General features: G+C 61.5%; 20 protein-coding genes and 2 pseudogenes. 3 read left to right on the top strand and 19 right to left on the bottom strand.

Annotated features, from left to right (window positions below):
- Window positions 1-28: 28 nt before the first annotated feature.
- The 11 genes from trbL to XI02_RS12575 all read right to left on the bottom strand — a co-directional run bounded on the left by trbL (window position 29) and on the right by XI02_RS12575 (window position 12,204).
- Window positions 29-1,252, bottom strand: a complete 1,224-nt coding sequence (gene trbL / locus XI02_RS12625) for a P-type conjugative transfer protein TrbL (RefSeq protein WP_028343873.1) — start codon at window positions 1,250-1,252, stop codon at window positions 29-31.
- Entirely contained in the window at window positions 1,249-1,620 is a 372-nt protein-coding gene (trbK-alt, locus tag XI02_RS12620) for a putative entry exclusion protein TrbK-alt (RefSeq protein ID WP_016845887.1), read from the bottom strand. The genes trbL and trbK-alt overlap by 4 nt, the downstream gene beginning before the upstream one ends.
- Window positions 1,620-2,348 carry a P-type conjugative transfer protein TrbJ gene (gene trbJ, locus XI02_RS12615; RefSeq protein WP_026192416.1) on the bottom strand — a complete coding sequence of 243 codons (729 nt, stop codon included), beginning with the start codon at window positions 2,346-2,348 and terminating at the stop codon, window positions 1,620-1,622. The genes trbK-alt and trbJ overlap by 1 nt, the downstream gene beginning before the upstream one ends.
- Complete coding sequence (gene trbE / locus XI02_RS12610) at window positions 2,345-4,786, bottom strand: conjugal transfer protein TrbE (RefSeq protein ID WP_028343872.1); 2,442 nt, start codon at window positions 4,784-4,786, stop codon at window positions 2,345-2,347. The genes trbJ and trbE overlap by 4 nt, the downstream gene beginning before the upstream one ends.
- 10 nt (window positions 4,787-4,796) lie before the next feature.
- Complete coding sequence (locus XI02_RS12605) at window positions 4,797-5,060, bottom strand: VirB3 family type IV secretion system protein (protein ID WP_018270310.1); 264 nt, start codon at window positions 5,058-5,060, stop codon at window positions 4,797-4,799.
- On the bottom strand, window positions 5,060-5,332 hold the full coding sequence (locus XI02_RS12600) for a TrbC/VirB2 family protein (RefSeq protein WP_240537001.1): 273 nt from the start codon (window positions 5,330-5,332) through the stop codon (window positions 5,060-5,062). Before XI02_RS12600 ends, XI02_RS12605 begins: the two co-directional genes overlap by 1 nt.
- Before the next feature lie 55 nt (window positions 5,333-5,387).
- On the bottom strand, window positions 5,388-6,302 hold the full coding sequence (gene trbB, locus XI02_RS12595; RefSeq protein ID WP_016845878.1) for a P-type conjugative transfer ATPase TrbB: 915 nt from the start codon (window positions 6,300-6,302) through the stop codon (window positions 5,388-5,390).
- Between the two features lie 232 nt (window positions 6,303-6,534).
- Window positions 6,535-7,863 (bottom strand): nitrate/nitrite transporter, encoded by a 1,329-nt coding sequence (locus tag XI02_RS12590; RefSeq protein ID WP_026192414.1) that lies wholly within the window; start codon window positions 7,861-7,863, stop codon window positions 6,535-6,537.
- A gap of 141 nt (window positions 7,864-8,004) precedes the next feature.
- The gene (locus XI02_RS12585) at window positions 8,005-8,421 is read right to left on the bottom strand and encodes a CopG family transcriptional regulator (RefSeq protein ID WP_018270307.1); all 417 of its coding nucleotides are present in this window, start codon (window positions 8,419-8,421) and stop codon (window positions 8,005-8,007) included.
- A 6-nt stretch (window positions 8,422-8,427) separates the two neighbouring features.
- Window positions 8,428-10,404 carry a conjugal transfer protein TraG gene (locus XI02_RS12580; protein WP_194483401.1) on the bottom strand — a complete coding sequence of 659 codons (1,977 nt, stop codon included), beginning with the start codon at window positions 10,402-10,404 and terminating at the stop codon, window positions 8,428-8,430.
- A gap of 36 nt (window positions 10,405-10,440) precedes the next feature.
- Window positions 10,441-12,204 (bottom strand): DUF3363 domain-containing protein, encoded by a 1,764-nt coding sequence (locus tag XI02_RS12575; RefSeq protein ID WP_028343870.1) that lies wholly within the window; start codon window positions 12,202-12,204, stop codon window positions 10,441-10,443.
- 66 nt (window positions 12,205-12,270) lie between these two features.
- Between XI02_RS12575 and XI02_RS46370 the strand changes: the two are divergent.
- Together XI02_RS46370 and XI02_RS12560 are read left to right on the top strand one after the other, a co-directional pair.
- Window positions 12,271-13,161, top strand: a pseudogene (locus XI02_RS46370) (transposase).
- Window positions 13,162-13,204: 43 nt separating this feature from the next.
- Window positions 13,205-13,459 carry a hypothetical protein gene (locus XI02_RS12560; RefSeq protein WP_016845865.1) on the top strand — a complete coding sequence of 85 codons (255 nt, stop codon included), beginning with the start codon at window positions 13,205-13,207 and terminating at the stop codon, window positions 13,457-13,459.
- Window positions 13,460-13,622: 163 nt separating this feature from the next.
- Here the strand turns inward: XI02_RS12560 and XI02_RS12555 are convergent, their stop codons facing one another.
- The 8 genes from XI02_RS12555 to XI02_RS12520 form a co-directional block, all read right to left on the bottom strand.
- Window positions 13,623-14,354 (bottom strand): lytic transglycosylase domain-containing protein, encoded by a 732-nt coding sequence (locus tag XI02_RS12555; protein WP_210262968.1) that lies wholly within the window; start codon window positions 14,352-14,354, stop codon window positions 13,623-13,625.
- A 155-nt stretch (window positions 14,355-14,509) separates the two neighbouring features.
- Window positions 14,510-15,022 (bottom strand): S26 family signal peptidase, encoded by a 513-nt coding sequence (locus XI02_RS12550; protein ID WP_016845863.1) that lies wholly within the window; start codon window positions 15,020-15,022, stop codon window positions 14,510-14,512.
- On the bottom strand, window positions 15,019-15,483 hold the full coding sequence (locus XI02_RS12545) for a DUF2840 domain-containing protein (RefSeq protein WP_016845862.1): 465 nt from the start codon (window positions 15,481-15,483) through the stop codon (window positions 15,019-15,021). The genes XI02_RS12550 and XI02_RS12545 overlap by 4 nt, the downstream gene beginning before the upstream one ends.
- Window positions 15,484-15,665: 182 nt before the next feature.
- Window positions 15,666-15,944 (bottom strand): AlpA family transcriptional regulator, encoded by a 279-nt coding sequence (locus tag XI02_RS12540; RefSeq protein ID WP_075968518.1) that lies wholly within the window; start codon window positions 15,942-15,944, stop codon window positions 15,666-15,668.
- A 793-nt stretch (window positions 15,945-16,737) separates the two neighbouring features.
- The gene (gene nopM, locus XI02_RS12535) at window positions 16,738-18,480 is read right to left on the bottom strand and encodes a T3SS effector NEL-type E3 ubiquitin ligase NopM (protein ID WP_028343865.1); all 1,743 of its coding nucleotides are present in this window, start codon (window positions 18,478-18,480) and stop codon (window positions 16,738-16,740) included.
- Between the two features lie 138 nt (window positions 18,481-18,618).
- Window positions 18,619-19,431, bottom strand: a complete 813-nt coding sequence (gene istB / locus XI02_RS12530; RefSeq protein WP_018269937.1) for an IS21-like element helper ATPase IstB — start codon at window positions 19,429-19,431, stop codon at window positions 18,619-18,621.
- Window positions 19,428-20,978 carry an IS21 family transposase gene (gene istA, locus XI02_RS12525; RefSeq protein ID WP_080650313.1) on the bottom strand — a complete coding sequence of 517 codons (1,551 nt, stop codon included), beginning with the start codon at window positions 20,976-20,978 and terminating at the stop codon, window positions 19,428-19,430. Before istA ends, istB begins: the two co-directional genes overlap by 4 nt.
- Window positions 20,979-22,153: 1,175 nt before the next feature.
- Window positions 22,154-23,518: a hypothetical protein gene (locus XI02_RS12520; protein ID WP_016841760.1), complete on the bottom strand. Its 1,365-nt coding sequence runs from the start codon at window positions 23,516-23,518 to the stop codon at window positions 22,154-22,156.
- Window positions 23,519-23,872: 354 nt separating this feature from the next.
- Here XI02_RS12520 and XI02_RS45335 point away from each other — a divergent pair.
- Window positions 23,873-24,059 (top strand): annotated as a pseudogene (locus tag XI02_RS45335) (IS630 family transposase); the annotation flags it as partial.
- Between the last annotated feature and the right edge of the window lie 10 nt (window positions 24,060-24,069).

The following is a 24,069-nucleotide window of genomic DNA, read 5'->3' as shown; positions in this document are numbered from 1 at the left end:
CTGTGCGGCGTAGGTACAGTGGTGCGTCTCAGCGCTCTCCTTCGGACAAATCGACGGAGGAGCCGCTGCCACCGTGATCGCCCGAGCGGACCGCGTGGCCGGCAGCCGAAGCACCATGCCGAATAGTCTCGGCACGCTTCATCCGGCGCGCCCAATCAGGCCGCCCCTCGGCCGAGGTGCTCGCCGCCCGTTCGCCCGCTTGCTCACCTCCGACGGCAGCCGCTGCGCGACGCAAAGGACTCATGGCAGCCGAAGCGCCAGCCTCCGCGACGCCGGCAAGGCCGCCGTTTCGATAGGCGGCTGACGCTCCGCTTAGGACAGCGCCGCCACCGCGCGCGGCGCCTGCAATCGCGCCACTAGCGAGACCAGCACCGGCCGCTACACCAGCACCTGCCGCAACAAGCCCGCCAGCAGCCAAACCCGATCCAATCGCCGCACCGGCGCCGAGCTGCGGTCCGCCAGATACCAGGCCGTTTGCAATACCCGGACCGAAGATGCCGAGGCCCAGCAGGGAGAGCGCCGCGAGCACTAGCGTCATTGCGTCTTCAATGGTCGGCTGAGCACCTCGGAAACCAGAGGTGAACTGCGAGAACAGGGTCGAACCGATGCCCACGATGACAGCTAGGACCAGAACCTTTATCCCCGAAGATATTACATTGCCCAGGACCCGCTCAGCGGCAAAGGCGGTCTTGCCAAACAGACCAAATGGAATGAGCACGAAGCCGGCCAGCGTCGTAAGCTTGAACTCGATCAGAGTGACGAAAAGTTGGATCGCCAAAATGAAGAAGGCGAGCAGCACCACGACCCATGCGAATAAGAGAACGACGATCTGAACGAAATTCTCGAAAAAGCTGATGTAACCCATCAGGTTCGAGATCGAATCGAGCAGTGGTCGGCCGGCATCGAGTCCGACTTGGGCGATCTTTCCCGGCCTCAGGAAATCGGATGCGGATAGGCTTGCACCCGACGCTTTCAGCCCAAGTCCGGCAAAGCTCTCGAAAACGATGCGCGCCAGGTTGTTCCAGTTGCCGATGAGGTAGGCAAAGACGCCCACGAAGAGGGTCTTCTTGACGAGCCGCGCGATGATGTCCTCGTCAGTTCCCCAACTCCAGAACAACGCAGCGAGAGTGATGTCGATCGCGGCGAGTGTCGTCGCGAGATATCCAACGTCACTGCCCAGCAACCCGAATCCGTTATCGATATAACGCGTAAACGTTTCCAAGAACTGGTCGATGATCCCGGTACCCGTCATGGCTTGCTCGCCTCGGGTGTCGCCGGTTGCGGATATGCTTGCGGGATCCGGCTCTGATCCTTTGGGGCGGGCGCCAGCCCTGCGAAGGAATCATTCTGGCCAGGGTCTGCTGGGCCGATTCTTTTGCCAAAGAAGCGACGCCGGTTTTCGTCCCAAATCTGCTTGCAATGCCGATAACCCACTGTGTCCTCTGGAGTGACACCGCGGCAGCGTGCGAGCTCGGAGCTGGCTGCATCGGTCCCTTGCTCCGCCTTCGGTGCCGACCGAGACGCGTCCAGTCCGCGCAGCTGAATCGTGCAGGCGGCGACGGCCACTAGGCCGATTGTCGTAAGCAGCGAAAGCGCCTTGAATGCCTTTACGTCGGTCATCAGTGGAACATCTGTACATTGGAGGATTGATAGCCCTGTCCTGGTGTTAGGAAGCGCTTGAGCTGCTCTCGACCCTGATCCTGGGCCGCGGCGCGCTGCGCCGCTTCGAGGCTCTGCGCCCTGCCCTGCGCCGCCGTGGCCGCCGTGAGATCGGCAAGTTGTTGCGCTTGAAGCGCGAGGATCTGATTGCCAGCCTGCGTTGCCTGCAGCGCGCCGGCGGCCCCCTGGCTTGACGTCACGAGCGCGGATGTCTGGATGCGATTGGTGTCGAGGTTACCAACGATGCCGGCTTGGACGCGAAGCGCGTCTTGCGTCGCGGCATAGGAATTTTGCCATCGCGCTTGAGCGTTGGCGACCAGCAGCTGGTTCGACTGGTTGCTGGTGGCTGGCGCGTAGCTGGTCGAGAAGGCGCGATCGATTTCCTGGACGTCGTAGGCGATGCGCTGAGCCTGCGCCAGCAACTGTTGGGTCCGCTGAATCGAGGATAGAAATTGCTGCAGCGACGAATACGGAAGGTTCGCCAGATTCTTCGCCTGATTGATCAGCATCTGCGCCTCGTTCTGCAACGAGGTGATCTGGTTGTTGATCTGCTGAAGCTCGCGCGCAGCGGTCAGGACATTCTGAACGTAGTTGTTGGGATCGAAAACGATCAGCGCCCGTGCGGGGATCGCAACGCCAAGCGCCAGCGCAGTGACGCCGGCTGCGGCCAATAGGGCAAGACGCCTCATGGCGATTTCTCCAGATTGACGAGATTGGGAATTAGATCTATGGCCCAGGCGACGCCACGGTGCTGGAGCCAGGCCGGCACGAAGCCGTCAGGTCCATGTTCGGCGAAGAGCTGCGCGATGGCAGCTTGGTCTGTCTTGGAAGAGGCCGCGGTGAATGCGAGCGCAACCTCACCAAGCCCGAGTTCGAACATCCGGTTGCCGCGACGGGACTGGCAGTAATAGTCGCGTTTTGGCGTTGCCCGACTCAATAACTCGATCTGGCGGTCATTGAGGCCGAAGCGGCGGTAGATGGCGGTGATTTGCGGTTCGATCGCCCGTTCGTTCGGCAGCAATAAGCGAGTTGGGCAGCTTTCGATGATCGCCGGCGCGATCGCTGAGCCGTCGACATCCGAGAGCGACTGGGTAGCGAAGATGACGGAGGCATTCTTTTTCCGAAGCGTTTTCAGCCACTCCCGGAGCTGCCCCGCGAAATCCTCATCATCGAGGGCAAGCCAACCCTCATCGACCATAAGGAGCGTCGGCCGACCATCGAGACGGTCCCCAATACGATGGAAGAGGTAAGCCAGCACGGCCGGCGCAGCACTCGTTCCGATCAAGCCTTCGGTCTCAAATGCCTGGACCGACGCTTCGCCAAGGCGCTCGAATTCGGCATCGAGCAGGCGCCCCGAGGGACCACCCACGCAATAGGGTTGCAGCGCACGTTTCAGGGAGTTGGATTGGAGGAGGACTGACAGGCCGGTCAGGGTGCGTTCCTGCATCGGCGCCGAGGCGAGAGACGTCAGCGCCGACCACAGATGATCCTTGACCTCCGGGGTGATCTCGATTTTTTCCCGTGCCAGGATCGCGCAGATCCATTCGGTGGCCCATCCGCGCTCTGAGGGATCATCGATCCAAGCCAGCGGCTGCAGCGCGACGGGCCGATCACTTCCGTCAGACAAAGCACCGCCCAAATCATGCCAGTCGCCGCCCATGCCGAGCGCGGCCGCCCTGATCGAACCACCGAAATCGAACGCAAAGATCTGGGAGTTCGGGTAGCGGCGGAATTGCAGTGCCATCAGAGCGAGCAGTACCGACTTGCCGGCCCCCGTCGGTCCGACCACAAGGGTATGGCCGACGTCGCCGACGTGGAGGGAAAATCGGAACGGGGTCGATCCCTCGGTCTTGCCGAACAGGAGGGGCGGCCCCTTGAAGTGCAGATCCCTCGCCTCGCCGGCCCATATGGCGGAAATCGGAATCATATGGGCGAGGTTGAGGGTCGAAACCGGCGGCTGACGCACGTTCGCATAGACATGCCCCGGCAGACTGCCGAGCCAGGCTTCGACGGCGTTCACCGTCTCGATCATGCAGGTGAAATCACGCCCCTGGATTACCTTCTCGACCAGCCGCAGCTTTTCATCGGCGGCATTGGGATCGCGGTCCCAGACAGTGATGGTCGCGGTGACAAAGGCTTGTCCGATCTGATCGGACCCCAGTTCCTGCAACGCTGCGTCAGCATCGAGCGCCTTGTTGTGGGCGTCGGTATCGAGCAGCGTCGACGCCTCGTTGGTCATGACCTCCTTGAGAATGGCGCCAATCGACTTTCGCTTGGCGAACCACTGCCGCCGAATCTTGGTCAGCAGCTTGGTGGCGTCTGTCTTGTCGAGCATGATCGCCCGGGTCGACCAACGATAAGAGAATGGCAGGCGATTCAGGTCGTCTAGGATTCCCGGCGTCGTGGCGCCCGGAAAGCCGACAATTGTTAGGACCCGAAGATTGGCTGAGCCCAACATCGGCTCTAGCCCGCCGGTCAACGGCTGGTCGGCCAAGAGCGCATCGATGTACATGGGAATTTCGGGCACTCGAACCCGATGACGTTTGGTCGAGATCGTCGAGTGCAGATAGGTCAGAGTATCCTGGTCATCGAGCCAGGTGCACTCCGGCATGAACCCTTCGACGAGTTGCAGCACGCGGTTGGTTTGATCGACAAACCCGCGCAGCACCTCGCGCGCGTCGGCTCCAACAGTGCGATCACGCCCCTCGTAAAGCAGTCGTTCTGCCTTGGCGGCTCCTTCCTCGGGGGGCAGATAGAGAAAGGTGAGGAAATAACTGGACTCATAGTGGGCGCCCGCCTCTTCGAACTGAGCTCTGCGCTCGGCGTCGACCAGTGCGGATGCGACATCCGGAAATGTACTCGGAGGATAGGCCCCGGCAAAATGGCGCTGTGCCTCGACGAATACGGCCCAACCTGATCCGAGGCGGCGCAGGGCGTTGTTCAGACGACCGGCGACGGCGACAAGCTCAGCCGGGACCGCGCTGTCGAGGTCGGGGCCACGGAATTTCGCCGTCCGTTGAAACGAACCGTCCTTGTTCAGGATGATTCCCTCGTCGACTATGGCGGCCCACGGCAAGAAGTCCGCAAGACGCGCGTTGGAATGGCGGTATTCGGCAAGGTTCATCATGGTAGAGAGCTCAGGCGTTGAGGTGGCCGGGAATGCGAAGATGTCGGCGCACGACGTCGACAAACGCAGGATCGCGCTTGGCTGCCCAGACGGCGGCCATGTGGCCGATGAACCACAGGACAAGGCCCGCGATCCAGAGCCGAAGCCCGAGCCCCAAGGCTGCAGCAAGCGTACCGTTGACGATCGCGACCGACCGTGGCGCGCCGCCCATCAGGATTGGCTCAGTGAGCGCGCGATGAACGAGCACGACAAAGCCTGTGACTGGTTCATCCATCAGATCACCACGCCGCCGCCGAAGGAGAAGAACGAAAGGAAGAAACTCGAGGCGGCAAACGCGATCGACAGACCGAACACGATCTGGATCAGCCTGCGGAAACCACCCGACGAGTCTCCGAACGCGAGCGTGAGCCCGGTTACGACGATGATGATGACGGCAATGATCTTGGCGACTGGCCCCTCGACCGACTGCAGGATCTGATTGAGTGGCTGCTCCCACGGCATGTTCGATCCGGCAGCCCAGGCCGGTGCCGACGCCAAAAGAAGCATCCCGGACATGGCCAGTGAAGCGGCATCTCGAGGAAAGCGAAATTGCGGACGCATGTCAGTCTCCTGTTGATGAAAGGTCGTAGTCGCCGGCGGGCCCTAGCCCGGTGACGAGAGCAAGCTCAGCGAGGCGACGGTCAGCGCCGCGCCCCGCAAGCACAGCAACGAGGTTGATGGTCTCAGCGATCAGGGCGCGCGGAACCGTGATGACGGCTTCCTGGATGAGTTGCTCGAGCCGCCGCAGGGCACCGAGCGCAGTGCCCGCATGAATAGTGCCGATGCCGCCGGGGTGGCCGGTGCCCCAGGCCTTGAGCAGATCGAGTGCTTCAGCACCGCGAACTTCGCCGACTGGAATCCGGTCAGGACGCAGTCGCAGCGAGGAGCGAACGAGGTCCGATAACGTGGCCACGCCATCTTTGGTACGCAAAGCGACGAGATTGGGCGCTTTGCACTGAAGTTCGCGGGTATCTTCGATCAGCACGACCCGATCAGAAGTCTTTGCCACCTCGGCTAAGAGCGCATTCGTCAATGTTGTCTTGCCGGTCGATGTCCCGCCGGCGACGAGGATGTTCTTGCGTGAGGCGACTGCGCTTTTCAGGATGTTGGCCTGTTCCGATGTCATGATCTCTTTGACGACGTAGTCATCCAGCGTAAACACGGCGACGGCGGGCTTGCGGATAGCAAAGGCCGGTGCTGCAACGACTGGGGGCACGAGCCCTTCGAAGCGTTCGCCGGTCTCAGGCAATTCGGCCGAGACCCGTGGCGCGCCGGCATGCACTTCGGCGCCTACATGGTGCGCAACCAGACGAACAATGCGCTCGCCATCCGCTGCGGACAGAGTTTCGCCTGTATCGGTCAGGCCATGCGACAAACGGTCGATCCACAGCCGCCCATCTGGGTTGAGCATTACCTCGATGATCGATTGATCCTCGAGGTATCCGGCGATCGCTGGGCCAAGAGCACTACGCAGCATTCGCGCACCGCGCGAATTCGCCTCCGATTGAAAGGAATGGATTGCCACCGTTGCCCTCCCCGAATGAGGGCGTCCACAGAGGGGCGCCCAGATGGGGACGATTAGAAAAGGCACCAACGGACTTAGCGCAACAAGCGCTTTCGGTGATCGAAGACTGGCGTAGAAAAAGAAAGATTGAGAGGCGATTTTTTTGACACCTACTCAATCGTATCGGTTCGCTGCGAGTTTGTGCTCACCACTCCGCATCGTCATCCGGGGGCAGGAGGATGGCCGAATTCTGGTACAAGCCAACTGACTCGGCAGGTTCGAAGGTGCTAGCCGACATCTCGAGACAGATTGAACCCACCCATGACGCAAAGGACCGAAACCAAGGCAGCGCGAACCAGAGAAACGTCGCGATCTGCAGCGCTACGTTGAAACCGAACGCTGCTTGATAGGCTTGGACGGGCCTATGGCCATCATTCGCAGACCATTGCTCCAGGATAAGACCTGTTGCGTATTGTGCTAGAAACGCCCAACCAAAGTGCAAGACGTTCAAGGCACCGTTGGCACGACCGGCAAGCTCTGGCGGAAAGTAATCCGCCACCACGGCGAAGCTGACCACAGTTGCCGTTCCTACAATTGCGACAACAGACCAGAGCAAGATAGATGGCAGAGACGCTCGCAGGATCAAGGCACACTCGGCTGCGATAAATAGTACCGCAGCTATCGCCAATATTGTCTCCGCCCCGATTCCCCTTCGTTTGACGCAATGGACTGTCATACCGAACAACCAGGCACCAGCGCTAAGTACGATCGACATAATGAAGAGCTGTCTGATGAGACTTGCGCGATCAAACCCCTCTACGTCGGTCAGCCATGGCGATGCCCACAATCCCTGCAGAGACCAAGCCGATCCAATGCAAGTCGCCGACAACGGGGCCATTCGCCAAAAGCGCCGATCGCTGAAAACGGAGCTCAGGGTGGCGGAAGCTGTTGATGGGGCTACGCTTCGTTCAGGCACCACAAGATAGATGAGAATGGCCGTCGTACCGGTCGCGACTGCCAGAATCTCAAAGAGCTGCCGCCAGCCCATCGACGTCAGCAGGTGTTCGACGGGAGCCGTCGCGGTCACCGCTCCTAGCGAGCCCAGCATGATCATATAGCCGTTCAGTAAGGCAACTTGTTCCCTAGGGAACCAAAGGATGATCGACTTCAGTCCTGCGGTCAGTGCCGCCGCCACGCCAAGCCCGATCATTGCGCGCGCGATCAAAAGCGACAGGAAGCCGGTCGATACCGCAAACAGTCCGCCGCCGACGGCTGCGAGCAAGAGCAGAACGCTCTGGACGCGACGCGGACCAAAGTGGTCCAACAATATACCGACGGGGATCTGGGCCGCCGCCAGAACAAGAAAATAGATTGACGTAAGCAACCCGAGGTCGGCAGTCCCAAGCCCGGTGTCCGAGCTGAGATGGCTGGCGATCACGGCGTTGATCGTTCGAAACAGATACGAGAGGTAGTACCCAGCTGCAAAAGGGAGAAAAACGCGCGCGATTCGACGCCATGCTGTTGAAATTTGCATGCTGGCCCCTTTGCTCTCAGCTCACCCGAGCCGATAGCGCGTCCAGCTTTTGTCAGTTCGGCTAACTCGCGGTGGTAGTAGGCTGGCGTAGAAAAAGAAGGAGCGGCGAAATGGTCTATCGACATAGGTTCAATCAGGCTCTTAGGCCGATTCCTGACGGCGGATATCTTCTGGAATCTCGCGCAGAAAGCTTTGCCCCTTTTGCATACGACGCCCGAGCGCCTCGACAAATCCTTCAAAGCGCTCCCTTCCCTTTGCTTGAGCGGCCGCTTGCGCATCGTTGGGCAACGGTGGCGTGATCGTCAGCCAAAAACGAATGAAGAGGGCCAAGGTCTCGGCCGTCAGACCAACGTCACGTTCCAGCCTCTGCATCTGACGGGAAAGCCGATCCAAACGGCGGGTAAATGCTGCTTCCCGCCTGTCCGCTCCATCCGGTGACAGAAACGAAGCGACGGCCGCTTCCACGATTGCAGACCGCGAAAGCTTTTTGCGATCGGCAAGATCAGAAATCTGTTTCAGAAGCTCGGGCGGGAAATAGACGTTCATCCGGTCGCGCATATCGCCTCAGAGCTCCATACCGTCATTCGGGTCCATAGCGACTTGACGCGCGACGCCAAGCATCTGCATAAGTCGAGACTGGCGGACTGCATCCTCGTCGTCGTCAAGAACGGCAGCAAATTCCTCTGCCGGCGTCAGTTCGGTCGTTTCCTTGACGATCGCGACGTGATCGGGGAGTTCCGGCTCACGACGGAGCCCGCTGTTCGCCGTGTCTTTCTCGGTCTCCGCGGCCTTGTCAGTTGGACCTCCCGCCGGCTTTAGCGTTCGGAGCGCTGACCACCCGTCCGTTCGCGATGATCGGCTGGCCCTCGCCGGATCAGGCGGCAGTAGAACCCTCTCGGCGAATCGCCGATCCTCGTAGTAGCGGACCTTCTTGGCCCGGATCGGCGGCGTGCCCGCCACCATGACGATCTCGTCCATCGACGGAAGCTGCATGACTTCGCCCGGGGTCAAAAGCGGCCTTGCCGTTTCCTGGCGCGAGACCATGAGGTGACCGAGCCAAGGATTCAACCTGTGCCCGGCGTAGTTCTTCATGGCCCGCATCTCGGTCGCCGTACCCAAGGCGTCGGACACACGTTTGGCCGTCCGCTCGTCGTTGGTCGCGAAGCTGACGCGGACGTGGCAGTTGTCTAGGATGGCGTTGTTAGGCCCATAGGCCTTCTCGATCTGCGACTGCGCGATCAAGAAGCTCTTGATGCCGTACCCCGCCATGAAGGCGAGCGCGGACTCGAAAAAATCGAGCCGCCCCAGCGCTGGGAACTCGTCGAGCATCATCAGGACTCGATGCCGGCGGTCGCAGGCGTGCAGGTCCTCGGTTAGGCGACGACCAATCTGGTTCAGCACCAGACGAATCAACGGCTTGGTCCGTGAGATATCGGATGGCGGCACTACGAGATACAACGTTGTAGGGTGGCTATCCGCGATCAGATCGGCGATCCGCCAATCGCAACGGCAGGTCACCTGGGCCACCACTGGATCACGGTACAGCCCGAGGAACGACATCGCCGTGGATAGGACACCAGAACGTTCATTTTCCGACTTATTGAGGAGTTCGCGCGCGGTCGATGCGACCACGGGATGAGCGCCCTGCTCGCCGAGGTGCCGAGCAGTCATCATCGCCTTTAGAGTGGCTTCGATCGGCCGCTTCGGGTCGGAAAGAAAAGCTGCGACGCCGGCCAAGGTCTTGTCTGCCTCGGCATAGAGGACATGGAGTATGGCGCCGACCAGAAGCGAATGACTGGTCTTCTCCCAATGGTTCCGCTTGTCGAGCGAGCCTTCGGGGTCGACCAGGACGTCCGCGACGTTCTGGACGTCGCGAACCTCCCATTCCCCGCGCCGGACTTCGAGGAGCGGGTTGTAGGTCGAGGACCTTGGATTGGTGGGATCGAACAACAGGACGCGGCCATGCCGCGAGCGAAAGCCCGCGGTCAGTTGCCAGTTCTCGCCCTTGATGTCGTGGACGATAGCCGAGCCCGCCCATGCCAGCAATGAGGGAACGACGAGGCCGACACCTTTGCCCGACCGGGTCGGTGCAAAACACAGTACGTGCTCCGGTCCGTCATGGCGGAGGTAGTCGCGGTCGAGTTTGCCAAGCACAACGCCATCCGGACCGAGAAGACCGGCCGCTCGAACCTCGTCGCCATTAGCCCAGCGCGCCGAACCATAGGTTTCGACGTTCTTGGCTTCACGCGCGCGCCACACCGACATGCCGATCGCCACCGCGATCGAAACGAAGGTTCCTGACGCCGCGATGAAGGCTCCCTCGACAAAGATTTGAGGCGCGTAGGCGTCGTAGACGAACCACCACCAGAAGAAGACCGGCGGGTAATAGATCTTGAAGCCTAATAGTTCGAACCAGGGTCGCCCAAGCTCCGGTTGCCAAGCGAGCCGCCAGGCTGTCCACTCGGTGGCTCCCCAGATGGCCAACAAAACGATCAGACCGACAACGATTACCTGTCCCCAGAGGATTTTGGTTCCGGACATCCCGAACGCCCTTCCGCAACTGAATTGGAGAGATTGCTAGAGGCCGAGGTCGCGCTTGCGGCCAAGGCCCCATTCGATGCCGCCGCCGTCCTTCACGACGCCGGTGACGTGCTGGCCGAGCCGCTTTTCGAGTTCACGTGACCAGGGCACGAGCGCGAAGCCGAGCCCATTATCGATCATGGCGAATCGTCCCGAGGTAAGTGTCAGCCGCTGGCGATACGTGCCGGCCACATGCTCCCCGGAAGCGGCGTTCACATGAGGCAAGCCGGTGTCGGCCGAGACCCGTGCGGCCACGTCCTCCAACTCGCGCCGGCGCAACGTATTAAGGAGATCGCGCTGCAGAATGATGCGTTGGCCCTGCCGCCGCGCCAGGCCCTCCTGGATCAGATGCTCGGTTCGGGCTTCCATGGCGTCACGGGTCTCGCGGCCGAATCCGCCCATGGCGAGCGGCATGGGCTCGCGTTCGACGAGCCGGTGGTCGAGCCAGGTCGCGCCCTTGGCGGTGACCTGCGCCCCAAGATCGATATCGGAACGGGGCGCGAGCACCAGGGTGGGACGCGGATCGCCGGCTTGACCGAAGCGTCGGACTTCGACGATGCCGCCGACCGGTGGCGCATGTTCGAAGGCCTCGAGCCCTCGAAAGCGCACGTGGTGAGCGCGTCCGTCTGTTCCATCGATCGTGGCGTAGGCCTCGCCGGTCAGTTCGTCGTGCAATCCACGATCGACCAGTCGTCCGATAATCTGGGATGTCGGCTGTCCACCGTCGATGACGAAGTCGGCAACGCCGCGCGCTTCCCCGCGCTCGGTAAAGGCACGGTGCATGGTCTTGATGATATCGCCGCGCAGGCCGAGGTCGCGCAAGCTACGCTCGGCCTCGAGCCCTACCATCCATTCCGCAGGTGCGGCGGATGCGGCCAGGCCCATCTTCTCCAGGTGTTGAAGGCGAGCGACCATCAGGCGCCGGATCTCGGGGTCGGACTTGCCGGGCTTCTCTGGGCGAAGATCGATAGTGCCGGTCTCGTCTGCAGTCAGCCGGATCTCCCGATCGAGCCGCGTCCATCGTTCCGCCGTGACTTCCCTCTCCAGCGAATTGCGGATCTCATGCTCCGGTTTTGGCCCCAGTTCGATGGCGACCAGTTCCTCGGCGCGTGAACGCAGTCCCCTGCTGATGTAGTCGCGGGAGATCACTAGATCCGCCCCTTCCTCATCTACTCCCCGAACGAGAATATGAACGTGAGGGTTATCGGTATTCCAATGATCGACAGCCACCCAATCGAGCCGCGTGCCTAGATCGGTCTCCATCTGCGTGGCGAGATCGCGGGTAAAGGCGCGCAGGTCGTTCATGTCGCCGGCATCCTCCGGTGAGACGATGAATCTGAAATGATGCCGGTCGTCCTTGCACCGCTCTGCGAAAGCCGCGCTATCGGCGCGGTCGGTGCCCGCATCGAACATCTCGGCGCGCTCACCACCCCGAGTCACGCCGTCGCGCTTCAGATATGAGAGGTGGGCGGTCAGTGGTGCTGAACGGAAGGCGCGCCCTTTATGCCGAACCACGCGTGCCTTCACCACAGCGCGCCGCGTCGGGCTGAACAATCTGGCGCGGCTGAAGGCGAGGCGCCCGCGGCCAAACGTCGAGCGCCCATAGGCCGCCGAACGCCTGCCGGCCATAGCCTGCGCTGGGGTGTGCCCTGCTTTCTTCGCCGCCCGCAGCACCTGGTTGATGAAACTCTTCGGCTTCGGCGCGCGCGTGCTGCGAATGCGCCCAGGCCGAATACGCAGGTCGCTATCGGCTGCGGTCACAGGCGGTCCTCCAGGTGGGCGAAAGCGCCTACAGTGCCGAGATTGTCCTTGATTGCATTGTTAAAGATGCAAGGCGCGGCACGCGCCGCGACCGACCGGCACGCTAGAACCCAAGCCATGTCAATGGCTTGCGGTTCGACCGGCGAGCCCCTTTTATCTCGCCTTCCTAATCGGGCGTTCAAAGTCAACTCATTCCTACGCTTTTCTCCGACTCTTCGCACTTCAGCCATGACAGGGCTCCCTGCATCGACAACGGACAGACGTCACTACACCGCGCTTGCGATCCCATTCACCGGGCGAGGTCCATGCGTTCCTTCGCGTTCAGCACTTGGACCGTCGCATGCTCTCCATCAGGTTGGTAAACAGGGCTATCCAAGCAGTCCGACGCTCTCGTCCCCGAGCGGAGGGCGCACCAAGCCTGGACGGCTGTGGATGTATGCCCACGATCAACGGAGCTTGGCTGGACCTGAGCCGCCGGCTGCAGTTTATGTGTTCGCGTCCGACCGCAAGGCGGAGCGCCCGGCTACGCATCTGGCGCACTTCAAGGGCCTTCTGCACATCGACGGATACGCGGGATTCGGTCGGCTGACTGACGCCGGAAACGTCATCCTCGCCGCGTGTTGGGCGCACACCGGGCACAAGTTCTACGAAGTTGCGCAGTCCGAGGACATGCCCGTCTCGCACGAGGCCCTGCGGCGCATCGCTAGCCTCTATGCCCTCGAAGCGCAGCTGCGTGGTCAATCGCCGGCGCATCGGCTGGCGATGCGGCGCGCATTCGCCAAGCCGGTCATTGACAGCCTTCGCTTCTAGCTGGAGGTGCAGCTTCCTCAACTGCCCGGCCGCAGCAATCTCGGAGAAGCGATCGGTTATGCACTGTCGCACTGGGATGGATTGACCCGCTTCCTCCATGAGTACTGCATCGAACTTGACACGAAGCCCGTCGACCGCGCGATTTGACCGGTGGCGTTCGGAGGCAAGAACAATCTCTTCGGCGAGAGCGATGGCGCTGGGGTATGATGGCGTTATAGAGATGACCCAGTCTTCCCGAAACGGGGAAGATATCAAGCTGCTCTGCGAGGCCATTGCGGCGCTTCGTGAGTTGCTTTCACGCACGCAAGACGCGACGGACGAGTCGTTTGACGACGGCCATTCGGTTGATATTTGGAAGAGCGAGGAACTCCGTGCCGCAACAGATCGGGCTGAAGCAGTGATCGCGAAGGCGGAAGCTGCCATGGCTGCGTCCCGCACAGAGTAGGAGTTCTCTGGCTCGGAGCGTTGCCACGTAAGGCCGTTAGGCACGTCAAGACCCGACGTCATGTGCGGCCCCTGGACGCATACCGTCGTGTTGCAACCAGTCCCTGCTCTCAGACTGTTTTCCTCGCTGAACCACGCGATCGCCTCCCATGCTGCACAGCTGATCATCGCGCTGTTCCCGAGTTCGACCGGGCGACAAACACGTCAGTGGCCGTGGGGACCATCTGCAAAACATCTCGCGACGAGATTGCAGTCGTTGCGCCGGTCGAGGACAGGAACGCCGGCTTCCGATCGCCCGCCTTGACTGGGTCAATTCGCCCGACGAACAGCGTCGCAGCTGCTGACGGCTGCTGGCTCGCGGCCCAAGTCGCTGGCAGTTCGATGCCGAGCAGATTTGCAAGCTTGGCCACGTATACTCGCGTTTCGTCTGACAAAGGACCGCCCGCGAGATGCCCGTCGTAGCAAGTTGGGCCCGCGTTGTACGCGGCGAACGCCCCGGGCGAACCATAGCGGTCAAGCAGTTCGCCGAGATACGCCGTGCCGGCCAGAATGTTGTTGCGCGGATCGTAGGGATCGCTTCCGAGATGATAGCGTTCGCGAAGTTCCGCCCAGGTCGCCGGCATAATCTGCATCAGGCCGATTGCGCCCTTTGGGGACTTCGCGTGTACGTCACCAGCGCTTTCGATGCTAATGACTGAACTGATCAAGTTCTCCGGAACTGCAAAGCGTTTTGACGCTTCGTAGACGAAAGCTGCAAACGGGTTGCTCGTCCGAGAGACCGCTCGAACCGCAGTCGATCCATTCTCGGTCTGACCAACACTATGCGACGCAGTCAAAATGAGCAGCAGTGGCACGACAGCCCAAACGCGCATCCCCAGTCGAATCAAAGATGCCATGTTCGCTTCCGTCCAGTGTAAAGCTGCTTCGCGGCGGCCGTTGGACCGCCCTTGACTCCCGCACCCATCGGCTTTGCGGAGATTGACCGGCAGGGAGGAATGGTCCGCCAATCGATCGATCAGAGGAATGGCGTGGCGCCGTGAACCCCGCAAGATCAGTCCTCCCATGTCCACACCGGGATGGCACGGCCGATCACGGCCGAGGCCGGAAGAAGCCCAAAATATCGACCGTCGAGGGAGTCGACCGACTGCCAATTCATGACAAACAGCTCGCCGTCTCTGACGACGCGGCAACCCTGCCATTTCGGCAGCGGCCGGCCGCGTCCGTCGCGATCCCGCGCCTCGCCCACTGCAATGTCGTCGACCGAAATTGCGGGTCCGCTTCTGCAGACCGTCTGCCCGGGCAGAGCCAAGACTCGCTTAAGCATAGGGACGCCGAGCGGCAGATAGCCGTTGAAGTCGAGAAAGGTCGCAAGCGGTTCCGGCGGCTGAACGGCGACCAGCTCCGTGACAAGGAAGCGCTTCGCTGGTCGCAAGCCATAGAGACCGATCGGCACGCTTGCCGATGCATTCCAAATGTAGATCGGCAGCGGCTCCAGGGCGATCGTCGCGACGACAGCGGAAGCTACGGCAAACGTCGTGGTCAGCGTCCATAGACGGTCCGTCATCGCATCACCCTTTGACGATGTAGCCAAGCCTGGTGGCGGCCCTTCGTGTAGGGACGCGGGTTTTCGTTGACGGACAGGCGATTGTGAACGTGATGCCAATGATCGGGCGCTACATCAGCCGGATCGATGCTCAGCGCATCGATCGCGTCGATCATCTGCAGCGCCCGTTCGACTTTAGGCCAGCCGGAGAGCCGCAGCAAAATCTCTCCGCCGGGCTTTACATAGGGCACTGTCGAGCAGCGCTGTCCTGCTGCGACCGCGCGCAAGATGTCGATCCGCGAAATGACCGTGCCAAAGTCGTTGGAAGTCCAACGGACGAAGGCAAAGATGCCGCCGGCTGCGAATGACAGGATGCGCCGGTGGCGATCAAGCTTCCGTTCCTTGACAATGCGACCGAAACGAACGCGGTTTTCAATACGCTTTTCGAGCCACAGCACTTCCACTTCGGTGAGATCGCTCATGCCGCCGCTCCTTGAATCTCGAACCGAGGATCGTATGCTTTCGGCTGGGTGAAGCGCGTCCGAAGGAGAGCAGAACTGGCCATCCGGCGCGGCGCAAGATCGCCAGGAAGCGTGCGAAACAGGTCGCGCGGCTCACGCTCGGAGCGGCCGTAGTGCGCTGGGGATTTGCTGACGGGCATGGCTTAGCGCCGCTCTTTACCCGCATAGGGAATTGGCGCATGCCGCTTTGCGGGCAGTACGGTGCCGGCACCGGGATCGGAGGTCGATTTCTTTCTGCCCAGTTTGGCCCAGGCTGTCAGGTCGGCTACTGAGTAGACCACACGCCCGCCGATCTTGTGGTATTCGGGACCGGTTCCGTACGTTCGATGTTTTTCCAACGTGCGGCCGGACAAACTCAGAAAGCGCGCGGCTTCGGACGTGCGAAGGTACCGCGGCGGTTTATCCGTGTTCAGGTCGGACATCTGAAAAGCTCCGTGATCGTCTGGAGCGCGAGCTAGGTTCGCCGCGCATCGACGGCCACAATCGCGGAGCAGCAGTGATTATGGGGATGCCGAAGATGACGGGGTCATTTTCGATACCCTCACGGAAGACGTATTGGTTCTCGCGCTCGGACCGCAGAAGCTTGCGACGAGATGCACAATCAGCCTCGAAATGTCTGCGAGCAGATCGCATATCGCGACATCGCATAGCTATCCGGCGTCTCGACCAAGAAGCAGATCAGCGTCGAATTCAACCAGAAAGAATTCCTCGACATCCGGCGGGCGAAGGAACAGCTTGAGTCGATCAAGGTCTGGGTCCAAGACCGCAGCCGGATGACGATCAAGCAAATCGGCAACGAGTTCCGAGGCGCCGGTATGGCCCGAAGCAGTTTTGCATCGGACCACTTCAAGCTAGTTGAGCCGGAACGGGAGCATTGGAACGTTGACCGGACCGTCTAATATGCGTCGGCCTACAGGAAGGATCTCGCCAAGGAGCTTGACGGTGTCGTCTGGCAACTTGCGCAGCTCACTCGTGAAGGCCAGCGCGGCGTTGAGACAGACAGGACCGTGTTGCCCCCAGCTGGAAATTCGGCAGCGGCGATATCTCCGGCGGCGGCCGTCGAGAACAGCGATTTTCGTCATCGGCCTGGCGATCCCCAAGATCTGGCTCCGCGACAACGAGCCGGAGCCGGCATCGGAAGACAATGCGAAAAGGAAGTGAGCAGCGCGATCGCTGGCGGAGGGAACGCAAGATGTTGCGGCGGTTTCGCAAGTCTCACAGTTCAAGGCCACGTTCTGCGAGCACATTGTGCATGACCTCGCGTTTGATCTCGCCGGCGACCTCGTTTCGAACCTGGGCGCCGAGCACGCGCTCGGCATCCGCATCGCCTAGCAGACCATGCTCGGCCAATCGCTGATCGAGCCGGCTCTCAAACTCCTCGCCCATGGCTTCGATCAACCGGTCTTGCATCGCTTCATATCGGTCCGGAGCGATGCGCCTCAGCACCGTCTCCCAGGGTTGCCAGCGGGCTGCCATGTAGTCGTTGAGCTGGTCCGCTTCCTGCTCCCGGACCAGGTCTAGCGCCCGCGCCGCATCGTCCTGGCTTACGTCAGAGACCGCCAGGAAGCTCATGTCGGGCGCGACGTGACTGAGCTCCAGCGGCTCGCGCAGCAGATGTTGGTAGGCCAGGTAGACTTCGACGTCGTCCACATTCGGATGGTCGCCGGCGAGCAGGTTGACCCTATCGCGCGCGATCTCGTCCAGCGCCTCCAAGCGGAACGCAATACGGCCGCGCTGAATCAGTTCGCCAAGCCGATCGTCATATACTCCCTCCTCGACGTCAGCGTTGAGGCGCGCAGTCTGCATGCCGTTCCAGTGCAAGGTAACACGATCGTCGCAAGTCTCGTTGGCCTCGGAAGCCTGTGCAAAAAACTGCTCGCGCAATCTCGGATTGGCCGCCGCCTGCCGCAGATCATCAGCCACTGCCTGCCGAAACTCGTCATTGCCGTAGTTCACGTTCCCTCGCAGCCTCCCCAGGAACCGTGCGTAGTCCTGGGCGCCTGCCTCATCCGCAAAGTGCTGCCATTCGGCCAGCGTCGCCGGGTCCTCGGCGAGCCAGTGCGCGGCAGCCTCATACAAAGACTGCTGAGCAAGCTGCGGTGGCGTTCCGACCGCCGCCAGATTAGCGAGGACATCGTCCGGCAGTGGGTTATCCTCCAACTCGAGGGTCTCCAAATGCGGGTAATTGAGACCAAGATGCGGTGCACTCTCGACGAGACCCTCAGGCAGGCTGGTCAGCTGGTTACCGCTAAGATTGAGCGATTGAAGCGTGCTGGGAAGGGTCGCCGGCAGGTTCGCCAATTGATTGCGGCTGACATCGAGTTCAATGAGACCCCATGGGAGAGATTCGGGGAGCTCGGTCAGCTGATTTCCACTAACCGCGAGCGAGGTGAGACGGCTCGGGAGAGCGTCGGGCAGGCTACTGAGTCGGTTGTCGTTTGCATTCAGCATCTCGAGCCCAGCCGGAAGGTTGGCGGGCAGACTGGTCAAGCTGTTATCGGCCACCTCTAGCCAGGAGAGGGTTGCCGGAAGAGCGTCCGGCAAACCCGTCAACCGGTTATGGCTAATGAGAAGATGCTGGAGACCGGGTGGGAGCATAGCGGGCAGGCTGCTTAGCTCGTTGTGCCTGGCGTACAGTTCCTGCAACCTTGGCGGCAGGGCAGTGGGCAAGGCGGTCAGGGACAGAGACGACAAATCTAGCGAATGCGAGCTCGTGTTGTCCGAAGCCCTAATTCGCATGCGCCCCTGTCGTCGGTTCTCGGCATCGCCCTGCCCCTCTTCGGCAACCCAGTTGTCCAGGATCCCCGCGCGCACGGAGGCGGGGGTCCGATACCCCGTCAAGACTTCGAACAAATTTGCCACGGCACGGTTGAAGCCGGCGAGGTAGCTTTCCTGCTCCTCTTCTTCAAAAGTGTCCGGATCTGAACGTGTGCTCCGCTGTGTCTGTCCTGTATCCATCAACTTTCTCTATAGCGCGACAATCTGGGTGGGAAGCGCACGACAATCAGGATGGCGAGTCGGTGTCGCGGCGAGGTGATGATTGCCGCGTTGATTGTCGCGCGCAAGAGTTTTTTGAACTCTGATTGTCGCGGAGCGTCAATCAGAGACGGTTTTGGGTGTCGCGTGTGACGGCGGGCGTCCAGGTCCGCGTTTTCGTTCGAGCGCGGTCCGCCTGCGATAGCTTTCGACGTTCATCTCGACGATGGTAGCGTGGTGGACAAGCCGATCGATGGCGGCGAGGGTCATAGCGGGGTCCGGGAAGACCCTGTTCCATTCGCCGAATGGCTGATTGGCTGTGATCAGCATCGAGCGTCGCTCGTAGCGTGCGCTGATGAGTTCGAACAGCACGCTGGTCTCGGCCTGGTCCTTGGTGACGTAGGCCAGGTCATCGAGGATCAGGAGATCGAAGCGATCAAGGCGGTTGATGGCGGCCTCGAGGTTGAGCTCGCGCCGCGCCACCTGGAGCTTTTGCACGAGATCGGTGGTTCTGGTGAAGAGAACGCGCCATCCGTTCTCGATCAGAGCGAGGCCGAGAGCACTTGCGAGATGGCTCTTTCCGCCACCGGGCGGGCCAAACAGCAGCAAATTGGCGCCCTTGCCCAGCCAGCCGTCGCCGGCGGCGAGCGCGGTGACCTGCGCCTTGGAGATCATCGGCACGGCCTCGAAGTCGAAGTTGTCGAAGGTCTTTCCGGCTGGCAGCCGTGCGTCGACGAGGTGCCGCTCGATGCGACGGCGGCCGCGTTCGGCGATCTCGTGCTCGGCAATGGTGGCGAGGAAGCGGGCCGCCGGCCAGCCTTCCTTGTCGGACTGCTCAGCAAATTGCGGCCACAGCACCTTGATGGCGGGCAGCCGCAGCTCGTTGAGCAACAGATTGAGGCGCGCGGTGTCGACGGTGTTGGCCGTGTTCATGCGGCACCTCCGATCTCGGCGGTGCCGATAAGGCACTCATAGGCGGCCAGTGGCGCGAGATGCACCACGACCTGCGGCACACGGGCAGGATCGGGCGCGAAGTGCGTGCGCAGCTGTCCGAGATCGGGCAGTTGGCCGGCGTCCAGGTCGGCGGCGAGCTGACCGGCGAGTTCGGCCTCGCAGCCGCGCTCGTGCGCCAGCGCAAGCAGATCGACCATGAGCCGGCAGGCTTTCTTGTCCGGCAGCCGTTCGCGCAAACGATCGAAGGTCTTCCGATAGGCATCGCGCGGGAACAGCCGATCACGGTAGACGAGATTGAGCAGCGCCATTGGCTTGCGCCGCAAGGAATGGATCACGTGCCGATAATCGACGACCTGGTCGTGCTTGCCGTTGGGATGCGGCCGCCCACGCGGCAGGGTGACGAGATGGGTGCCGCCGACGAACGTGTCGAGACGATCATCGTAAAGGCGCACCCGCAGCTGGTGGCCGATCAGGCGTGACGGCACGGTGTAGAACACCTTGCGCAAGGTGAAGCCGCCGCTTGACGTCACGCGGACAATCACCTCCTCGTAGTCCGAGGTGCGGCGATCTGGCAATGCCTGCAGGGTGGCGCGCTCGTGGTCGATGCGCTTGGCGTTGCGGGCATTGCGGCGGCTGACGATCTCGTCGATGAAGCCGCGGTAGGCCGCGAGATCATCGAAGTCGGCAGTGCCGCGCAATAGCAGCGCATCGGCGATCGTCCGCTTGAGATGGCCATGCGAGCTCTCGATCGCCCCATTCTCATGGGCGATGCCGCGATTGTTGCGGGAAGGCCGCATGCCGTAATGGGCGCAGAGGTCCTCGTACCGCCGGGTCAGATCGTCCTGAGCATTCCGGTCCAGATTGCAGAAGGCGGCCGACAGACTGTCGGTCCGATGCTCCCGCGGCGCGCCGCCGAGCGACCACAGAGCATTCTGCAGTCCTTCCGCCAAGGCGACGAAGCTCTCGCCACCGAGCACGACATGGGCGTGCTCAAAGCCGGAATAGGCCAGCCGGAAGTGATAGAGGCGATGATCGAGCGGCACGCCCGCGATGGTGACCCCGAGCTCGCCCATGTCGGTGAAGTCGGACAGGCCGACCTGACCCACTTCGTGGGTCTGACGGAAGATGACTTCCTGCTCCTCGCCGTGGATTGCCCGCCAGGCGCGGATCCGGCGCTCCAGCGTGCGGCGGATTCCAGCCCCGAGCTCAGGGTGGCGGCGTAACATCTCCTCGAAGATCGCGACAGCCCGCACGCCGGGGGCCGCCTTCAACATCGGCACGACCTCGGTCTCAAAAACACTGGCCAACGGGTCCGGTCGGCGCCGGCCGCGGGCTCCCTTCTTCTGCAATGGGAGCCTTCGATCCTTCTCAAAGCGATACGCGGTCGAGGTACTGAACGACGCCTTGGCGGCGGCCACTGGCGGGGTATCGGTCTGACGGTACTTCATGTAGAGCCTCATCTGGTGATCGGTAACGTGTCGGCCTGGCAAGCGAGTGATTCCTCTTGGCGGAAGAACCACTTGCACAACCAGCCGGCCGCGATCACCAGTCGGCGCGGTCCCCTGTGGATCGCGCCGACGCCGGGCTCGTAACTCCGGTCGGGCTACGCCCTCCCTGCGTCACGAGCCCGGCGAAGCTCTCTCATCCTGATTGACGCTCCACTGTCACCCTGATTGCCGCGCGGCATTTCTCCGCCTTTAGAAACTAAAGAGTACGCCTGCCACTTCGTCAGGCTCCGAAGGAGGTCGCTGCGCGCCAACGCAATAATTATTCGGGCGAGTGCCACGTGCGCTGCAGCGCCCACTCCTGGTCGAGGTGGTACAGCGTCACGCGAATCCCACAGCGGCCAATAGATCGAGTGCAGGACCCCTAACGTGGGAGCGTTCCGTCCTTTGCAGGCCTACCTGTCGATCAGCTGACGAGTATTGCCGTCGGGGCGACCCGTTCGCTCAACCGTTGGCACCGCTGGTGATCGAAGCCTTGCGATGATGGCCGTTTGCTTAACGGCTGGTCATATGCAACGCCGAATTTGACGCTTGATGGCGATTTCGACGTAAGGGCAATATGTGACTTTAAATCTGCGTCGGAAACGCCACGATTACAAATGACAGGAGGATCTGGCCGAGCGAGCGAGTTTATGCGCCCGTTACGACGGCGCCATCAAACCGCGGCGATGTCTCAGCAAGCGTCGCCATGCTCGGACAATTTGCTGAGCATTGGGATCGAACCGGGAGATCGGCTCGAAAGGCGCCGCGGCTTCGTACGCCGCCTCTCGCCAGCCGCGACGCGCCCCGCCGCCGATTCCAGTCAAAAACAACATGCTCTCTAAGCTCAGCCGACGCGTGTTCAATGGGGCGCCGGAAGCAGCCTCTTTACTCCCAGGATGCTTCCCCTGTCTCGGGGCTTGAGGAGGCCCCGATTAATGGCAGTGCTGTAAAACGCAACGGCAATAACACCGTAGGTGTTCTTCGCAGCTTTGGCCGCCGGCTCTTCGGAACGATCAAAGGGCGGTGGCCGTGCGGCTCAACGAGGAGCCGCATGGCGACGACGCGCGCAAGTTAATCGGGCCGGTAGCGCTCACCTGCACCGCCCGGAGCCGCGCCAAGCTCGCAAGAGTCGCTGGAGCAAGCTATGGTCCATTAACAAGTCCAATACCGGAGCTGTGTGGACGGGCTCCTAGCGTGCGATTGTCTCTCGGCATCTACATTCCCGGGTGATGAATGAGCCAAACGTCATTGGGGCCTCCAGGCCCCAAGCGGGCGGTGTAACGCTCGCCTCGAAGGTCGTATTCTTTTACCGGCTGCGTCTCGTCCGGCAAGAGGCCCCAGCGGCCGAGCTTCGAGAGCATCGTGTCCGGCGCGGGTTGGGTGCCGTGCGAAAAATTCTCGGGAACGGCGAATGATGCAGCATAAATCTCGCGGGCCGCGGGGGGCGTCCTCTCAGCCCTGGAGGACGCCGGAGCGGCATGCTCCATCGAACGTCCAAGCAGCGCTAGTGAGGCTCGATTCGCAGGCTGCGCGCTGGGCTGCGGAACGTGTTCCGGTCGAGATCCGAGAGGAATGGCAGCGCCTGGCGCATTGAGTGGGGTGCTTCGCCTCATCGCCGCCGCGGGCACGAATAGCGCCGTGTAGCGGTCATTGTGAACGATAAAGCTGTTGGGTCGGCTGTCCTGGCTCGGCGGGATGCTGCTACCGTCAAGCGCCGCCGACGCGTGCTGGTCGCCGTGCCGGAAGTTGAAGCGACGAACGACCGCTCCTAAATTCGGGGTCTGCTGATGGCGCGCGGTTGGCTCGAGAGACGATGATGGGCCGGCGTCTTCCACCATCGCCCACAGCTGATCCTGATCGTAACCTTCCTCAGGAAGGACCAATGGCGAGCCGACCGCTGGCCCGAGAGGCGACGGTGCTCCGGCGCTTTCCATCAGCACACGAGCCATTGAAGTGCCCGGCTCGCTCAGCTGGCGCTCAATGGCATCCAGTTCCGCATGGCTTAGCGTCCTCTGCCTCTTCGCAGGCCTCAGGTGCCCGCTGTAATCCTCACCCATGAGGGCCGCGTGACTTGAAGGGGGGGCGCTCCCGGTCAGCTCGTTCGGAGCCGGCTGGTATCCGTCGCTCCAATTGAAGTGACGAACGGCTAGTCCGGGATCCGGTGTTTGGTGATCGTGCGCGGTTGGCTTGAGAGACGATGCTAGGACGGCTTCGCCGATCATCCCTCGCGGCGAATCCTGATCGTGACCTTCCGCAGTCAGCCCGCTCGGCCAACTCGAAGCTCCCCGCGCGCTGTGCTGCGCAGCGACGTGCCCGACGCTTCTGGTGACTGCGTCTTCGGGATGAGGACCGCCGGCCCCAAGTTCCAACGCCTCGGTGAGTCTACGGTCTTCGCCAGGCAGATGAGGATAGTAGCGATCTGGAGAAACAGGAACCCCTGCGACGGCAGTGGTATCAAGCTGCGGCACTTCATCCAGGTACGGCTCAAACTCCGCTTGCTGCTGTTGCGGTTGTGTCACCGCAGCGTTGTAAGCAGCGAAATCCCGGTCGAACGGGTTGATGCTGTTAAATGGGTCCATATCCCCTCCGTTTGAGTCGGTTCGCAATCCTAAGCAGGTTCACTCTCTGGTTCTCCCTTTATTGGGATCAGCTGTCGACAAGCTGACGCGCTTAGAATTCCGACTTGGCTGTGATCGTCTCTGGAGTGCCGTTTGGACTTAGAGAGCATGTTGTTTTTGACTGGAATCGGGGTTCCCGGAGCGGGCGATTTCTGATTCAAGCTCCATGCTGGAGTGCGGAGGCCAGCACGGATGATGCGCCCCTATTCGAAAGACATCCGTGAACGCGCCTTGGCTCGCGCTGACGCGGGCGAGATGGTTCGGTCGATCGCAGAGGCGCTACAGAGCCCCTCGTACGCGCCAGACCACCGTATCTTCTTGCCGCCCTACAGCCCTGACCGCAACCCGATCGAGCACGTCTTCGCCAAACTCAAACATCTCGTGCGAGCCGCAGAGCCTCGTGACGTGGAGGCAACCTGGCGGAAGGTTGGTGAACTCCTCGATCTTCTCCCAGGAGGAGTGCACCAACTACTTCAAAAACCCAGGCTATGCTTCCGTGTAAATACATCATG

Origin of the sequence: Bradyrhizobium sp. CCBAU 21365, assembly GCF_015291305.1 — a bacterium.
In the GTDB taxonomy this organism is placed as follows: Bacteria; Pseudomonadota; Alphaproteobacteria; order Rhizobiales; family Xanthobacteraceae; genus Bradyrhizobium; species Bradyrhizobium elkanii.
The sequence above is the reverse complement of the archived record's forward strand: the minus strand, read 5'-3'. Positions and strand labels throughout refer to the sequence as shown.

What these genes read in the sequence shown, in the direction of transcription:
- trbE (WP_028343872.1), bottom strand. Translation starts at nt 4,786, where the DNA reads ATGATGAACCTTGCCGAATACCGCCATTCCAACGCGCGTCTTGCGGAC.
- XI02_RS12550 (WP_016845863.1), bottom strand. Translation starts at nt 15,022, where the DNA reads ATGACGGACCGTCTATGGACGCTGACCACGACGTTTGCCGTAGCTTCC.
- XI02_RS12560 (WP_016845865.1), top strand. Translation starts at nt 13,205, where the DNA reads ATGGCGCTGGGGTATGATGGCGTTATAGAGATGACCCAGTCTTCCCGA.
- XI02_RS12545 (WP_016845862.1), bottom strand. Translation starts at nt 15,483, where the DNA reads ATGAGCGATCTCACCGAAGTGGAAGTGCTGTGGCTCGAAAAGCGTATT.
- XI02_RS12590 (WP_026192414.1), bottom strand. Translation starts at nt 7,863, where the DNA reads ATGCAAATTTCAACAGCATGGCGTCGAATCGCGCGCGTTTTTCTCCCT.
- XI02_RS12600 (WP_240537001.1), bottom strand. Translation starts at nt 5,332, where the DNA reads ATGCTTCTTTTGGCGTCGGCACCGGCCTGGGCTGCCGGATCGAACATG.
- trbJ (WP_026192416.1), bottom strand. Translation starts at nt 2,348, where the DNA reads ATGAGGCGTCTTGCCCTATTGGCCGCAGCCGGCGTCACTGCGCTGGCG.
- trbL (WP_028343873.1), bottom strand. Translation starts at nt 1,252, where the DNA reads ATGACGGGTACCGGGATCATCGACCAGTTCTTGGAAACGTTTACGCGT.
- XI02_RS12605 (WP_018270310.1), bottom strand. Translation starts at nt 5,060, where the DNA reads ATGGATGAACCAGTCACAGGCTTTGTCGTGCTCGTTCATCGCGCGCTC.
- istB (WP_018269937.1), bottom strand. Translation starts at nt 19,431, where the DNA reads ATGAACACGGCCAACACCGTCGACACCGCGCGCCTCAATCTGTTGCTC.
- XI02_RS12540 (WP_075968518.1), bottom strand. Translation starts at nt 15,944, where the DNA reads ATGTCCGACCTGAACACGGATAAACCGCCGCGGTACCTTCGCACGTCC.
- XI02_RS12520 (WP_016841760.1), bottom strand. Translation starts at nt 23,518, where the DNA reads ATGGACCCATTTAACAGCATCAACCCGTTCGACCGGGATTTCGCTGCT.
- XI02_RS12555 (WP_210262968.1), bottom strand. Translation starts at nt 14,354, where the DNA reads ATGGCATCTTTGATTCGACTGGGGATGCGCGTTTGGGCTGTCGTGCCA.
- nopM (WP_028343865.1), bottom strand. Translation starts at nt 18,480, where the DNA reads ATGGATACAGGACAGACACAGCGGAGCACACGTTCAGATCCGGACACT.
- XI02_RS12585 (WP_018270307.1), bottom strand. Translation starts at nt 8,421, where the DNA reads ATGCGCGACCGGATGAACGTCTATTTCCCGCCCGAGCTTCTGAAACAG.
- trbB (WP_016845878.1), bottom strand. Translation starts at nt 6,302, where the DNA reads ATGCTGCGTAGTGCTCTTGGCCCAGCGATCGCCGGATACCTCGAGGAT.
- trbK-alt (WP_016845887.1), bottom strand. Translation starts at nt 1,620, where the DNA reads ATGACCGACGTAAAGGCATTCAAGGCGCTTTCGCTGCTTACGACAATC.
- XI02_RS12580 (WP_194483401.1), bottom strand. Translation starts at nt 10,404, where the DNA reads ATGTCCGGAACCAAAATCCTCTGGGGACAGGTAATCGTTGTCGGTCTG.